We start from the raw sequence: 13,905 nt of genomic DNA, 5'->3' as shown, positions 1-13,905 counted from the left end.
CTGCCCTAGAATGTTTTTTTCGTACCTTCCCAAGATGCACACACCGCCCCTGTCCGAAGACATCGAACGCCTGGCGCACAAACGTGCGGGCGCCAAGCTGGGCTGGTATGTCCACGCCGCGCTCTACCTGCTGGTCAATCTGGTGATCTTCGCCCTGTCGATCCACGGCTTCGGCAGCCGGCCCTGGTCGCTGTTTCCGCTGCTGGGCTGGGGCCTGGGGCTGGTGCTGCATGGCGTGTCGGTGTTTGTGCTGGGCAACGGCAGCGGCCTGCGCGAGCGTTTGGTGCAGAAAGAGCGCGAACGCCTGCAGCGCGAGCTCGGCGACGGCCCGCAGCGATGAACATCGACTGGACCGCCAAGCTGCGGCACCTGCTGCAAGTCCTGGCCTTCGCGCTGGCCATCGCCACCATCCAGTACGCCTTCATGCCGGAGCGGCCCTGGGGTCCGCCGCTGGTGTATTCGCTGCTGATCGCGGGCATCACCTGGGCCGGCATCGACATCGGCCGCCACCTCTTCCCGTCGAGCGCAGAAACCGGCTGGCCCAAGGGATGGGCTGGCCTGGTGCTGGTGGCAGGCAGCATCGTGCTGGGTTATCTGGCGGGCACGGGCATCGCCGACCGCCTCTGTGACTACTACGGCTGGTTTCCGCCCGGCGCCGGCCACAACGACAGCAGCCAGCTGCGGACCTCCATCCTGATCACCGCGCTGGCCGGCATTGCCGGCAGCTTCTACTTCTATTCCATCAACAAGAGTGCCTACCTCCTGCGCAAGATGGACGAAGCGCGCCAGCACGCCAGCGAGGCGCGCCTGAAGCTGCTGGAAACCCAGCTCGAGCCGCACATGCTGTTCAACACTCTGGCCAACCTGCGCGCGCTGATCGCCACCGACCCGCAGCGCGCCCAGGTCATGCTCGATCACATGATCGACTACCTGCGCGCCACGCTCGGTGCCTCGCTGGCACCCACCCACACGCTGCAGGCCGAGTTCGACCGCCTGCGCGACTACCTCGAGCTCATGCTCATCCGCATGGGGCCGCGCCTGACCTACACGCTGGAGCTGCCTGCTGAGCTGGCGCAGCATCCCGTGCCCACGCTGCTGCTGCAGCCGCTGGTGGAAAACAGCATCAAGCACGGGCTGGAGCCCAAGGTCGAAGGCGGGCACATCACCGTGCGCGCCCGGCGCGACGGCGCGACGCTGGTGCTCGAGGTGCTGGACACCGGCGTCGGCCTGTCGGGCGCCGACAAGGACCGCGCCGGTTTCGGCATGGCCCAGGTGCGCGAGCGCCTTGCCAGCACCTACGGTGCCGACATCGCTATTGAATTGGTAGCTGATGGCGCAGGCGGGACAAGGGCCAGCGTCCGATTTCCCTTCAAACCATGAACCACCATCCCAACCACCCGGCCACCGCCCTGATCGCCGAAGACGAGCCGCTGCTGGCGCAGGCGCTGCAGGCCGAGCTGGCACGCGCCTGGCCCGCGCTGCGCGTGCTGGCGACAGTGGGGGACGGCGCCTCGGCCGTGGCGCAGTCGCTGCAGCTGCTGCCCGAGGTGCTGTTTTTCGACATTCGCATGCCGGGCCTGGGCGGCCTGGAGGCCGCGGCCGAACTGGCCGACGACTGGCCGCAGGACACCCCGTTTCCCGCGCTGGTGTTTGTCACCGCCTACGACCAGTATGCGGTGCAGGCCTTTGAAGCGCAGGCGGTGGACTACCTGCTCAAGCCGGTGCAAGCCGCGCGCCTGCAGAAAACAGTGTCAAAAGTGCAGCAAGCCCTTGCCAATCGGGCGCAAGCAGCTATGAATTCAGGAGCGCCCCTGGATGCGACCCTGGACCAGTTGCGCCAGCTGCTGGCCGCCACCCGCGCGCCGGGGCCGGAGAGCGGCCCGCTGAAGGTGCTGCAGATCAGCGTGGGCACAACCATCCGCATGGTGCCGGTGGGCGAGGTGGTTTATTTCGAGGCGGCCGACAAATACGTGCGGGTGCTCACCACCGATCACGAGTACCTGATACGCACACCGCTGAAAGAGCTGTTGCCCCAGCTGGACACGCAAGCCTTCTGGCAGATTCACCGCGGCACCGTGGTGCAGGCCGGCGCGATTGACACAGTCAGCCGCGACGAGACCGGCAAACTCACGCTGAGCCTGCGCGGCCGGCCCGAGAAGCTGGCAGTCAGCCGGCTGTACAGTCCGCTGTTCCGCGCGCTGTAGCCACCAGGCACCAGCCGCCGGCCGACCTATCTCGGCATCAGCTGGTAATAGTCAAAGCCAGCGCTGCGCCCGCCCAGGCAGCCGGCCAGCTTGTCCTCGATGGTGCGCCACATGGCCAGCCGGTTGCGCCACTTCGAGATGCTGTGGCCTTCGTCGGCAAACAGCAGGTACTGCACCGGGCGGCCCAGCTTCTGCAGCCCGGCCACCACATCGTCCGAGTCCTGGCGCAACACGCGAATGTCGTTGCCGCCGTGCACCACCAGCAGCGGTGCGGTGATCTTGTCCAGATGCGTGATCGGCGAGTTCGCCAGCATCTGCGCACGGTCTTCGGGCTTGTTCACGTCGCCGTAAAAACGTCCGAAGATGTGCCGGCTGCGCCAGAACGGCGGCCAGTTGTCCACCACACGCGGCCAGTTCGCCACGCCCACCACGTCCACACCGCAGGCGTAGTCATGCGGCTTCTGGATCAGCTGCGCCAGCACCGAAAAGCCGCCGAAGCTGCCGCCCATCACCGCCAGGCGTTTCGGGTCGGCCACCTGCTGGTCAATGGCCCATTGCACGCCCTCGGCTATGTCTTTCTGCAGGCGGCCAAAATACTCCCGCTCGCCGGCCCACATGTGTTCACGCCCGTAGCCGGACGAGCCGCGGTAGTTCAGCGTCATCACCGCGTAGCCTCGGTTGACGAGCAACTGCGAGGAGTCAAACACCGCCGGGCTCCAGCTCTCACGCACCCAGGGGCCGCCGTGGATGGACACCACCATGGGCACCGGCCCCTTCACACCGCGCGGACGAATCAGGTAGCCGTGGATGGTGCGGCCGTCAGAAGCCTTGAACGAAAACGGCTCCTCCTTGGCCAGCACCGCTGCTGCCTCGCGCTGCAGCGGGTTCAGCCGGCTCACCTCGCCGGTGCGGCGGTCCAGCAGCAACTCGGCCGAATCAAAGTGCCCCACGCTGCGCAGCACCACCCGTTGCTGGTCTTCGGAAAAACCTTGCGGCCGCGTGATCACCGGCTCGTCCGGCAGCAAGCCGGCTGCCAGCGCCTTCTGCACCGCGGCCTGCACCTCGCGGCCCAGTGCCGCGTCCAGGTAACTGATACGCGGCATGTCGGGCTCGAAAACATAAGCCACCGGACCGCCCCTGATGCCAAAAAGCGCCAGGCCCAGATCCACCTGGTCGTGTGCGGCCAGCACGCGCTCCTGCCCGCTGGCCAGGTCCACCTCCAGCAGAGCGGTCTTGTCGCGCCCGATGTTGGACGTGACCCAGGCCTTGCCTGCCGCGGGGTCCACCCGGTTGAACCAGTACGAGTCGAATCCGCCGACGGTCTTGAGCGTGCGCCAGCTGCCATCGGGCTGCAGCAGCTCAATGGCCACATCCGAACCGTCGGCGCGGCCCAACTGGCGTGCGCGGCCGACCAGCTCACGGTTGACGCCAAGAATCCAGCTCGTCACCGTGCCGTCGCTGCGCGCCACCTCCTTGAAGCTGCGGGTCAACGCGTCGCCCTCGTACAGGTCCAGCGTCGATTTGTCGCGCCGGTTGCTGGCAAAGAAAAACTTCGCGCCGTCGAAGCCCGAGCGCCCCAGATACACAGAGCGCACGCCGCGCCACGGGGTGACCGCCCAGGGCGCCAGCACGGCGGCCTGCGTGTCCTGCACGAAGAGCTGGATGTTTTCGTCACCGGTCGGGTCCTTGCTGTACAGCACGTGCCGGCTGTCGGCCATCCAGGTGTGGGTGCCGCCGCCGCGCCCCTGGTTGCCAATGGCATAGGTGGTGACGGCGCTGCCGTCGGCGACCGGTCGTACGGCCAGGCCGCTGTCGGTGCCCACCGTTTGCAGCCACATCAGCCGCTGCCCGTCGGGCGACAACACAAAGCCCGCGGCAAAGTCGATGTTGGCGACAAAACGCCGCACCGGCACCAGCGGCGCCAGCTCACCGCGGCTTTGCGCAGCCGCCAGATTGGATTGAATGGGCGCCGTGGTGCAGGCCCCCAGGGTGAGCAAAACCAGCGCGGCGCCCAGGGCGACCGGAATTCGACTGAAAGACATCGGACCCTCCTTGATTTTTTTCTGGCCGGTGGTATCGGCCCGGCCATGATAGTGGCGAACAGCGGTTTGACACACCCCCGGTCATCGCCAGGCGCGGCGCCCACCGGTCCTGCGCCGTGCGCCCCGTGTATCCAAAAAAATGGAAAAAGTGCCCCTGGTGCTTACCGGGCTTGCGCGAGCAGCTATGGATTCAGGAGCAACCATGGCAAGCGCACCGGCCGCACCAGTTCGTCCGCCGACGCGCTGCAGCAACGCGGCAACGGCGCGGGGGATAGAAAAACCAGCATCGACCGCATGTACAGTCAACGCTTCAGCCCATGCCCTCTTCAACGCCCTCAACGCCCTCCCCGGCTTCCGCCTCGCCCGACCAGGTTCTTGAGTTCTGGTTCAGTGATGGCCTCACGCTGGGCTGGCCCAGCCAGGACATGGGCAAGCGCTGGTTCAACGGCGGGCCCGAACTCGACGATGAAATCCGCCAGACATTTCGCCCGCTGGTCGAACAGGCACTGGCCGGCGGCCTCGACGGCTGGGCGGCGCAACCGCTGGGCCGGCTGGCGCTGGTGATCCTGCTCGACCAGTTTCCACGCAATATCTTTCGCGGCACCGACAAGGCCTTTGCCGGCGACGAGCAGGCCCAGCGGCTGGTCAGCGAAGCGCTTGCGCAGGGCATCGACCAGACCCTGCCCTGGGTCGGCCGCGTCTTTTTGTACATGCCGCTGACCCATGCCGAGAACCTGGCCCTGCAGGAAGAAGGCGTGCGCCGCTTCAGCGCCCTGGTCGCGGCCGTGCCCGAGGCGCACCGCGCCAGCGCACAGAGTTCGCTGGACTTTGCTGTCAAACACCGCGACATCATTGCCCGCTATGGCCGGTTTCCCTACCGCAACGCCGCGCTGGGGCGCACCAGCAGCGCGCTGGAATTCGAGTTCCTGAAAATCGGCCCGCGTTTCGGGCAGTAACCACCGAACACCGCGCCGCCGGCCCGGCCAGCGCGGATGCGCGGGCAACACGCCCGCCGGCACGACCCGTCCATCACCAGCACCGCACGGCACAGACCGGCGTGATTTTTTTCACGCCCTGCCTGTCTGCGCTGAATCCACCGGCGCGCCGGCCACGTATCCCCGGCAGACGCCATCGAACTGCCCGCCTCGTTGCGGCCATCCGGTGCGTTGACCCCGCGACATCCACAACCTACAACTGGCGCCCGCCAGCTCACTACCAGGAGTGCCCCTCATGCTGATCCGTACCGCCCTCGCCACCGCTGCCGTCTCCCTTGTTGCCGCCTGCGGCACCATGACACCGATGATGCCAACCTACTCGCAGGCAGGCCTGCCCGCCGCCGTCCAGGTGCCCGCCGGCAACCGGGTGGCCCTCGAAACCGTGGGCATGGGCGACATCACCTACCAGTGCAGCGCCAAAAAAGACATGGCCGGCCAGTTCGAATGGGTGTTTGTCGGCCCCGACGCCAAACTGATGGACCGCAGCGGCAAGCAGGTCGGCAAGTACTACGGCCCGCCGGCCACCTGGGAGGCCATGGACGGCTCCAAACTGACCGCCACACAACTCGCCGTCGCGCCCAACATGGCCGGCAACATTCCGCTGCAGCTCGTCAAGGGCAACCCCGCCATGGGCAGCGGCGCCATGCAGGGCGTGACCTACATCCAGCGCGTGGCCACGATGGGCGGTGTTGCACCGGCCACCCCGTGCGCCGCCGGCAACCTGGGCGCCAAGCAGATCGTCAAGTACCAGGCCGACTACATCTTCTACAAGGCCATGTAAGCCCCGCGCTGCAATTCTTCGGCCGCCTCCATGGTGAGCGGCCGGTTCCGCGTCTGGCGGGGCCGGCCTTGACAGCCTGCGGGCCATCGCGCGAGCGGTGGCCCGCAGGTTTTTTTTGGTGCAGGCGACCGGTCGCGTTTTTTGCCCGCAATTCTCGGGCGCGGCGTCCTACATACGCTTACACCTGTTGCAAGCGAAACTGGTCAGCAGCCGCACCCAATAATGAACCAGACCTTCCATGAGACGCCTCCCCACCAGCCAGTCTGGAAAGCCTCAATCCATGGGAGACCGTTGTTCCACGCCGCGCTGTGCGCTGTCTCATGCAAGAGGCAGCCGCCTACAGGGCCCGGCCTGGAGTTGCGGTTTGATGATGTGCAAGGAGTAACCTGAGATGAGAAACACGCACCATATGTTTCGCGCGATCAGTCTGGCCATCGGCCTGACCCTGCTGGTAGTCACCGGCACGGCGGCCATGATCGCTGCTTTTTCAGGCCCCGCTTCCACCCCCCGCACTTATGGCGCCTATGACCAGCCGGTGGTGCTTGCTCCCTTGCCAGCCGCTGCGCAAGCCCTCTCTCTGGCGGGTGACGATCACCTGCTCTACCAGCGCGTAGCCCGCGCCGACGGCACCCAGGAATGGGAACTGACACCGGCTCCGCCAAGCACCCTGACCCGGGACAACAGCAGCAGCGCCGTCGTGGCCATGCGCCCCGCGCTGGATGCGTCGGGCTTCACCCGCGTCAGCTACAGCCTGCAGGCCAAGCCAGGCGGCTTCAGCAAGACGCTGAAAAGCTGCAACAACAACGGCTTGGCCGGTCCAGGTTCCAAACCAAAAACACTGGCCGCGTATGACATTTCCTGCACCACCGTGGGCTGAAAAGCTTCTGGCGCCGGTCGCCGACAGGACAAGCCGCGCCGGCGTGCGGGGGTTTTCCCGTACAACACCTCCCATGATCATGGGGTGTACTAGGGCAAGCTCACAGTCCGGAACCTTTGTGAAAACACCTTCCTGCCGCAATGCCCTTTTTGGCCGCCTGTCGCGCAGCCTGCTTGTGATCATCGGCAGCGCCGCCTTGTTGGGCGCCTGCGGCTACCGGCCCCTGCAGCCCTACAACAACCAGAAAGACCTGCCCGAGGCCATTCGTGTGCCCGACGGTTACCAGCCGGTGCTGGAAGCCACCAGCAACGGCAGGCTGCTGTACGAATGCCAGGCCGTCAAACGCGCGCCGTATGAATACGAGTGGCTGATGCGAAACGCCAGCGTGGACCTGACCGACACCTACGGCGGCACCATCATGCACAAGCCCGGGGCTCGCGCGAGCTGGGTCCATCGCGATGGCTCCAGCGTCATGGCCCGCGAATTTTCCGAGGTACTCAACGGCAACAACAACCTGCCGCTGCAGCGTTACATCGCCCAGTCTTCGGGCGTACCCGGGGCCCTGCACAACATCGCCTATGTCCAGCGCCTGCGTACCGTGGGCGGCGGAATATCGAGCATCCCCTGCACTTCGGCGCAGCTGGGCATGCGTAAAACAGTGCCCTACGAGGCCGAATACATTTTCTGGCGCGCCAAAGGCTCCTGAACTGCCTGCTTCCGGATTGGGTCACAGCGCCCACAAAAAAGCCCGCAGGCTTCAAACCTGCGGGCTTTTTTGGTTCTGGCAAAGGCTGGGTTCAGCGGCCGTAATAACCTGACCCCTGGTTTTGCACGTAGTAGCCACCCTGGCGATAACCACCACGGCGGTCATCGTCGCGGCCATGGTGGCCATGCCGCTTGTGCCATCCATGGGGGCGGCCGTAATACACCGGTGCGGGCTGCACGTAGACCGGGCGCGGCTGGTAGTACACCGGCGCCGGCTGGTAATACACCGGTGCAGGCTGCACATACACAGGGCGGGGTTGCACATAAACCGGCTGGGGCTGCACGTAAACCGGCTGCGAGTACACCGGGTAGGCATTGGTCACGCCGATCTGCGCGCCCGGAAGCGCCACACCGACGGAAAACTGCACGTCGCTGCGGGCATGGGCACCGCCGGCAAACCCCATCGCCACGATGGCCAGGGCGGCAGCGGCGCCGGCCATCAGCATCGGCTTGCGGGACGGTGCGGCTTGAAAGGTTGTCTTAAGCATTGCTTTCTCCTTGGTACTGGGCAGAAAAAGCCCATGTAGGTATTAAACGCGCCAGCCGGCGAACCGGCTACCGCACGCACAGTGAAGAGCGTAGCCAAAAGTAACGCTCACCTCGTCTTTACACATGCCCACCCCCTAGAATCAGCCTCATGAACGCCCCTGCAGACAAAGAAAACCACAAGCCCAGCAATTTCCTGCGCCAGATCATCGAGCATGACCTGGCCGCCGGCACCTATTCCGGCCGCAAGTGGGGCGGCAGCCCCGGCGACGCCACCCACCACGCCGCCGGCCAGCCGGACACCGCACGCATTCGCACCCGTTTCCCGCCCGAGCCCAACGGCTACCTGCATGTGGGCCACGCCAAAAGCATCTGCCTGAACTTCGGCCTGGCGCGCGACTACGGCGGCGTGTGCCACCTGCGTTTTGACGACACCAACCCCGAAAAAGAAGACACCGAATACGTCGACAGCATCATCGATGCGGTGAAATGGCTGGGTTTTGACTGGAACGCCCCGGTCAACGGCGTCGCCACCTCGCACCTGTTCCAGGCCAGCGACTACTTCGACTTCATGTACCGCGCCGCGGAATACCTGATCGAGACCGGCCACGCCTATGTGGACGAACAAAGCGCCGACGAAATGCGCGCCAACCGCGGCGACTTCGTCAAGCCCGGGGTGGACAGCCCTTTCCGCCAACGCACGCCGGCCGAGAACCTGGCGCGTTTTCGCGAAATGAAGGGCGGCAAACTCGCCGACGGCGCCGCCGTGCTGCGCGCCAAAATCGACATGGCGAGTCCCAACATCAACATGCGAGACCCGGCGATTTACCGCATTCGCCGCGCCACGCACCACGCCACCGGCGACCAGTGGTGCATTTACCCGATGTACTCGTTTGCGCACCCGATCGAGGACGCGCTGGAAAACATCACCCACAGCATCTGCACGCTCGAGTTTGAAGACCAGCGCCCGTTTTACGACTGGACGCTGGAGCGCATCGTGCCCATCCTGCGTGCGCCGCAGTTTGCGCAAGCTCGCGAGCTGGTTGAAAAAATCGAAGGCCAGGGCCTGGAAGCCGGCAAGGAATTTGCCCTGCACTGCCACAACCACGCTGACAAGCTGTTTGCCAGCGAGCCAGAGGCGCAGATGCGCGCCATGTTTGTACGCTGGGAGCACAACCCCGACGCCGTGCTGCACGACCTGCCCGCGTTTTTTGCGCTGCTCAAAAAAGAACTCGCGCAGTTCACGCCGCTGCTCGAACACGCGCTCGACGGCGAACGCCCCAACCTCTTCCTGCTGCCGCACCAGCACGAGTTTGCGCGGCTCAACCTGACCTATGTGCTGACCAGCAAACGCAAGCTGGCCCAACTCGTCAACGACAAACGCGTGACCGGCTGGGACGACCCGCGCATGCCCACCATCGTCGGCCTGCGCCGGCGCGGCTACACGCCCGAAGCGATTCAATTGTTTGCCGAACGCATAGGCGTGACCAAAAGCGACAGCTGGATTGACTACAGCACACTCGAAGGCTGCCTGCGCGACACGCTGGACCCGACCGCTCCGCGCGCCATGGCCGTGCTCGACCCGGTGAAGCTGGTGCTGACCAACTGGGACGAGGTCATGGGCGCCGGTAAGCTCGACGAGTGCGCCGCCCCCGTGCACCCGCACCACCCCGACATGGGCACGCGCCAGTTCAGGATCGGCAAGGAAGTGTGGATCGAACGCACCGACTACGAAGAGACGCCGCCCAAGGGTTTCTTCCGCCTGTTCCCCGCCCACACCAATGCCAGCGGCCAGGCGATTGCGGCCAGCAAGGTGCGCCTGAAATACGGCCACGTCATCGAATGTGTGGGTGCGACCAAAGACGCGGCAGGCAACATCACCGAAGTGCAGGCCAAACTGATTCCCGACACCAAGAGCGGCACCCCCGGCTCCGACAGCGTCAAGGTCAAGGGCGTGATCACTTGGGTCGGCGTGAACGACGCGGTGCAGGCCGAAGTGCGGCTGTACGACCGCCTGTTCACCCAGGCCCACCCCGAGGCCGACGGCAAGGACTTTCTGGACAACCTGAACCCGGACAGCCTGAGCGTGGTGACGGCCTATGTGGAGCCGTCACTGGCGAGTGTTGAAGCCGGACAGCGCTTCCAGTTTGAGCGGCATGGGTACTTTGTCACTGACATCAAGGATCACGCTGCGAACAAAGTCGTGTTCAATCGGGTGACGGGGATGAAAGACTCGTTTAGTAAATAGGTCACTCGAGCAAAGGCAGCGGCGGACAGATACATCATCCTAGCTACTCACATCTATCGCAGTTTCTGCTACCTAAAATCATCTGAAGCTAAATCGCCCTAGTCCAACGTAACTCATCGAAGGTAATTATGGATAAGTCTTGGCGCAATCTGGAACAGTACGTCAGACATCTGGGCCAAATACTTTGGCACAAACCCTTGTTACCAGAGCGCATCGACGGCGTCAATTTCGATGGCGTAGCTAGGCTTTCTGATGAGGAGATAGTCCTCGTTGAAATTACGGAAGAACATAACCTAGAGAAGGTTAGAGCTGATACCGCAAAAATTGCAGCGGTCAAGATGCAGTTCGCGGCGCAATCGATTGTGGCTCGAGCATTTATTGTGCTCAAGGAAGAGCCTACGCCGGGCATGCTCGATATCGGCAAGGCAAATAAAATACATGTTTTATCTGTCCGTTCATTCGCACAGCAGGCGTTCGACTTTAATGCCTATGAGTCACTCAGATCAGCTAGTCCATTTGGAAGTGCCATTGATCCCGCCACTGGTCAATCAGACTCCAACACCTATATTCCGGTTACATACTTGGTAAACGACTCAGGGAAAACATTTGGCGTACGCGATATTTGTGACAATCTCTCTCGCAGAAATAGGCTTGTACTCCTTGGAGAGTACGGCACTGGAAAAAGCCGATGTGTTCGCGAAGTTTTTCAAATCATTTCGAAAGAATTTAAAAGCGCTTCCGCCTATCCGTTAGCAATAAATTTACGTGAACACTGGGGAGCGCTTTCAGGCGTGGAGATAATCGCTGGCCACTTTCAACGCCTGGGACTTTCAGGATCAGTTGACAGGGCGATGCAACTGCTAAAGGCCGGCAGTATCCTCCTTCTTCTTGACGGATTCGATGAGGTAGGAACACAGACGTTTGGAAATAGCGAAGACCGCCGAGCATCCATACGAAAGCAAGCGTTGAGTGGTGTACGTGATCTACTAGAAATTTCTACAGGCGGCGTACTCGTAACCGGCCGACCACACTACTTTGAGGACAACAAAGAGCTTCTCGAAGCGATTGGCTTGTCGTTCCGAACTGATGGGACATCGGTTTTAAAGTGCCGAGATGAGTTCGAAGAACCCGAAGCTAACGCATACCTCACCGCATTGGGTTTAAAGGCTAGGGCGCCAAAGTGGTTGCCCAAAAAACCCTTGATGTTTCAGATCCTCGCATCAATGGACCGGTCAGATGCAGAAGAAATTCTGCAATCGCAGTCTGGTGAGGTCGGTTTTTGGGGACAGTTCATTGACACAGTCTGCACACGCGAAGCCAAGATGCACACTTCTATCGAAGCCGCTACGGTGCGTAGCGTCCTCGGACTTCTCGCAAGATTTACCCGGACCAGTTCCCAAAACCTTGGCCGACTCACGCCGAAGGACATAAATCGAGCGTATGAGCTAGCCACTGGGTACGCTCCGGATCAAGCTGGGCAACTAATGTTATCAAGGCTCTGCACGCTCGGCCGGATTGAACCGGAGTCGCCCGATCGTCAGTTTGTAGATCCATACATAGTGCAACTTCTCTTTGCTGACTGCGTTGTTGACGATATTTCAAGTAAGAATCATGAAGTTTTAGGTGAAGCTTACTCACAAGCTCTACAACCGCTTGGGCTGTATTTTTTGGCTCAATGGATTGAACTGTATGACTTTGAATCAGATGCACTTTCCTTCGTTCACCGCGATGGAGCAGCTCAAAACTCTCAAGTACTTGGAGAAATCGTCGCAGCATTGCTCCTACTTGATGGCGAGCCTCTTGACTTTTCTGGAACGAAAATAGTTGGAGCTGAGATCTGCATCTTGGCCCTAGGATTTCGTAAAATTTATAACGTAGAGTTTTCTGATGGAATTATTGATTTGCTATCTCTAGAAAATTGCGTCGTTGAGGACAAATCAAACGTATCAGTTAAGCGAACGGAAATATTGCGAGCGAGTGGACTCTCATCAGCCGCGTCGCTGCCTGAATGGGTAGAAGGCTGCAAGCTCTACGCTGCAGATAGCGTCTCAAATGCGGCGAGGATTAAGGCGAGCCCGCTACCCCCAGCACAGAAGCTATTTCTTTCGATCGTCCACAAAGTTTTTTTTCAGCGCGGCGGTGGGCGCAAAGAGAACTCTCTATACAAAGGTGGTTTTGGTCAGAATTTCGACAAGAAGCTTATCGACAAAATTCTCACAATGCTGGTATCCCAAGGTTTAGTAGAAAAAAGCAAGGATTCTTCTGGAAGCATCTATAACCCAAGGCGGGAATATACGGCTCGGATGAAGGCAATTAGAGATCAGCTTTCTCTAAGCAAGGACCCGCTTTGGCTGCAATTAGAGTCGCTCACGTAACAAGCCTATTTAATATTGCTTTGGATCTAGTGGACGCTGGCGGAGCACGTGCCAGTCAGCGGCTAACGCCGTTGGGGTTGACCCGAAACGCAAAACCCGCATGCAAGTACCGTCAGGCCAGTTGTCACAGCCTGATCGGCTAAACATCTGGTGGACAGAGCCGCCATCTGGGCGATACACCTAGCCCCAAGGAACACATGAGCATCACCCCCGCCGCCGCCTGGCTGGTTCTTCTGATCGCCGACATCATGGAAACCGTCTGGGCCATCAGCATAAAGGCGTCCGATGGTTTCACCGAAATGAGCTATGGCGTCGTGACCATCATCGCGGCCGGCTTGAACTTCTGGCTGCTGGGCCTGGCCTTGAGCATGGGTTAACCTCGCCGCCTCACCCACCAGGAAACCATCATGAAAAAACTCAATGTCACCATCCAGCTCGAAATGTCCGTCCCCGACGATTGGGAGCTGGCTGAAACGTCCGAAGGCACGCCGGTGCTGAAGATGCCCGATGGCCGCTTCATGGACCTGGCGATCGAGCCGCTGTTTGCCACCAACCCCGACGAGACCTGGAGCAGCACCGAGGACGAAGACCAGCTCAACGACATCCTCGACATGGTGGAGAGTGAAGGCGTGAGCTACGAGTTCGTCACCCACTGAAGAAGAAGAAGCCGCCGCGGTTCAGCGGCTTTTCTCGACCGGGTTGGCCCTCAGCCAGTTGGCCGGATAAGCCCGCATGAACTCCCGGGCCTTCTCGGGCCCGGCGCTGAGCCTAGCCTAGGCCGCGCCCTCGATCAATGTCGCAACTACGCGTTTCGCTGGCATGGCTGTCGCCGCTCACCGTCCGCACGGTGTAGCCGGGAGGCCCCTGCCCCTCGCCCCCCAGCCTTCCCCACACACCCGCCGTCCCCTGGGCCGGCCCTCAAGTTTTTGACGTGCCTTGCCGATATTCAAAGGGAGTACCGGCAAGGCCGCAGCGCGGGCCGTCGTAAGCGTCTGCTCTGCACCCTCTTGAGAGTGGGCTAAGTATTGTCCAAGATGGTGCCCACCAAGTAGTAGAAGGTGGGCACCATGTCAGAGCTGGTTGAGGGGTCGAGAGTTGTAAAGATTGGGCCCACGGGCAGGCCCGTGTACGC

General features: G+C 61.9%; 13 protein-coding genes. 11 read left to right on the top strand and 2 right to left on the bottom strand.

The genetic code is table 11. The features are described from left to right. Positions 1 to 34: 34 nt before the first annotated feature. The 3 genes from AAG813_RS15680 to AAG813_RS15670 are packed head-to-tail and all read left to right on the top strand — an operon-like array spanning position 35 to position 2,204. A complete protein-coding gene (locus AAG813_RS15680; RefSeq protein ID WP_341916608.1) occupies positions 35 to 340 on the top strand; it encodes a 2TM domain-containing protein in 306 nt (101 codons plus the stop codon). After that, positions 337 to 1,380: a histidine kinase gene (locus AAG813_RS15675; RefSeq protein ID WP_341916607.1), complete on the top strand. Its 1,044-nt coding sequence runs from the start codon at positions 337 to 339 to the stop codon at positions 1,378 to 1,380. The genes AAG813_RS15680 and AAG813_RS15675 overlap by 4 nt, the downstream gene beginning before the upstream one ends. Next, complete coding sequence (locus tag AAG813_RS15670) at positions 1,377 to 2,204, top strand: LytTR family DNA-binding domain-containing protein (protein WP_341916606.1); 828 nt, start codon at positions 1,377 to 1,379, stop codon at positions 2,202 to 2,204. The genes AAG813_RS15675 and AAG813_RS15670 overlap by 4 nt, the downstream gene beginning before the upstream one ends. A 26-nt stretch (positions 2,205 to 2,230) precedes the next feature. Here AAG813_RS15670 and AAG813_RS15665 read toward each other — a convergent pair whose 3' ends face one another. Next, positions 2,231 to 4,246 (bottom strand): prolyl oligopeptidase family serine peptidase, encoded by a 2,016-nt coding sequence (locus AAG813_RS15665; protein ID WP_341916605.1) that lies wholly within the window; start codon positions 4,244 to 4,246, stop codon positions 2,231 to 2,233. Positions 4,247 to 4,563: 317 nt separating this feature from the next. On the opposite strand from AAG813_RS15665, the gene AAG813_RS15660 reads away from it, so the two are divergent. From AAG813_RS15660 to AAG813_RS15645, 4 genes are all read left to right on the top strand, one after another. Then, on the top strand, positions 4,564 to 5,202 hold the full coding sequence (locus tag AAG813_RS15660) for a DUF924 family protein (protein WP_341916604.1): 639 nt from the start codon (positions 4,564 to 4,566) through the stop codon (positions 5,200 to 5,202). Between the two features lie 274 nt (positions 5,203 to 5,476). Next, positions 5,477 to 6,022, top strand: coding sequence for a DUF3455 domain-containing protein (locus AAG813_RS15655; RefSeq protein ID WP_341916603.1), 546 nt, complete (start codon positions 5,477 to 5,479; stop codon positions 6,020 to 6,022). A gap of 391 nt (positions 6,023 to 6,413) precedes the next feature. Further along, positions 6,414 to 6,899, top strand: a complete 486-nt coding sequence (locus tag AAG813_RS15650; protein ID WP_341916602.1) for a hypothetical protein — start codon at positions 6,414 to 6,416, stop codon at positions 6,897 to 6,899. A 118-nt stretch (positions 6,900 to 7,017) separates the two neighbouring features. Then, positions 7,018 to 7,605: a DUF3455 domain-containing protein gene (locus AAG813_RS15645; protein WP_341916601.1), complete on the top strand. Its 588-nt coding sequence runs from the start codon at positions 7,018 to 7,020 to the stop codon at positions 7,603 to 7,605. Positions 7,606 to 7,696: 91 nt separating this feature from the next. Here the strand turns inward: AAG813_RS15645 and AAG813_RS15640 are convergent, their stop codons facing one another. Beyond that, a complete protein-coding gene (locus tag AAG813_RS15640; RefSeq protein WP_341916600.1) occupies positions 7,697 to 8,152 on the bottom strand; it encodes a hypothetical protein in 456 nt (151 codons plus the stop codon). A gap of 149 nt (positions 8,153 to 8,301) precedes the next feature. On the opposite strand from AAG813_RS15640, the gene AAG813_RS15635 reads away from it, so the two are divergent. The 4 genes from AAG813_RS15635 (at position 8,302) to AAG813_RS15620 (ending at position 13,429) form a co-directional block, all read left to right on the top strand. Continuing rightward, positions 8,302 to 10,398, top strand: coding sequence for a glutamine--tRNA ligase (locus tag AAG813_RS15635; RefSeq protein ID WP_341916599.1), 2,097 nt, complete (start codon positions 8,302 to 8,304; stop codon positions 10,396 to 10,398). Positions 10,399 to 10,526: 128 nt separating this feature from the next. Beyond that, positions 10,527 to 12,773, top strand: coding sequence for a hypothetical protein (locus AAG813_RS15630; RefSeq protein WP_341916598.1), 2,247 nt, complete (start codon positions 10,527 to 10,529; stop codon positions 12,771 to 12,773). 197 nt (positions 12,774 to 12,970) lie between these two features. Then, positions 12,971 to 13,150 (top strand): SMR family transporter, encoded by a 180-nt coding sequence (locus tag AAG813_RS15625; RefSeq protein ID WP_341916597.1) that lies wholly within the window; start codon positions 12,971 to 12,973, stop codon positions 13,148 to 13,150. Between the two features lie 30 nt (positions 13,151 to 13,180). Further along, entirely contained in the window at positions 13,181 to 13,429 is a 249-nt protein-coding gene (locus tag AAG813_RS15620; RefSeq protein WP_341916596.1) for a hypothetical protein, read from the top strand. Positions 13,430 to 13,905 lie beyond the last annotated feature (476 nt).

It is taken from the genome of Polaromonas sp. YR568 (assembly GCF_943371715.1).
Taxonomy (GTDB): Bacteria; Pseudomonadota; Gammaproteobacteria; order Burkholderiales; family Burkholderiaceae_C; genus Polaromonas.
The sequence above is the reverse complement of the archived record's forward strand: the minus strand, read 5'-3'. Positions and strand labels throughout refer to the sequence as shown.

Excerpts from the sequence above, each read along its gene's own strand:
- AAG813_RS15680 (WP_341916608.1), top strand. The coding sequence starts at position 35 with ATGCACACACCGCCCCTGTCCGAAGACATCGAACGCCTGGCGCACAAA.
- AAG813_RS15675 (WP_341916607.1), top strand. The coding sequence starts at position 337 with ATGAACATCGACTGGACCGCCAAGCTGCGGCACCTGCTGCAAGTCCTG.
- AAG813_RS15670 (WP_341916606.1), top strand. The coding sequence starts at position 1,377 with ATGAACCACCATCCCAACCACCCGGCCACCGCCCTGATCGCCGAAGAC.
- AAG813_RS15665 (WP_341916605.1), bottom strand. The coding sequence starts at position 4,246 with ATGTCTTTCAGTCGAATTCCGGTCGCCCTGGGCGCCGCGCTGGTTTTG.
- AAG813_RS15660 (WP_341916604.1), top strand. The coding sequence starts at position 4,564 with ATGCCCTCTTCAACGCCCTCAACGCCCTCCCCGGCTTCCGCCTCGCCC.
- AAG813_RS15655 (WP_341916603.1), top strand. The coding sequence starts at position 5,477 with ATGCTGATCCGTACCGCCCTCGCCACCGCTGCCGTCTCCCTTGTTGCC.
- AAG813_RS15650 (WP_341916602.1), top strand. The coding sequence starts at position 6,414 with ATGAGAAACACGCACCATATGTTTCGCGCGATCAGTCTGGCCATCGGC.
- AAG813_RS15640 (WP_341916600.1), bottom strand. The coding sequence starts at position 8,152 with ATGCTTAAGACAACCTTTCAAGCCGCACCGTCCCGCAAGCCGATGCTG.
- AAG813_RS15635 (WP_341916599.1), top strand. The coding sequence starts at position 8,302 with ATGAACGCCCCTGCAGACAAAGAAAACCACAAGCCCAGCAATTTCCTG.
- AAG813_RS15630 (WP_341916598.1), top strand. The coding sequence starts at position 10,527 with ATGGATAAGTCTTGGCGCAATCTGGAACAGTACGTCAGACATCTGGGC.
- AAG813_RS15625 (WP_341916597.1), top strand. The coding sequence starts at position 12,971 with ATGAGCATCACCCCCGCCGCCGCCTGGCTGGTTCTTCTGATCGCCGAC.
- AAG813_RS15620 (WP_341916596.1), top strand. The coding sequence starts at position 13,181 with ATGAAAAAACTCAATGTCACCATCCAGCTCGAAATGTCCGTCCCCGAC.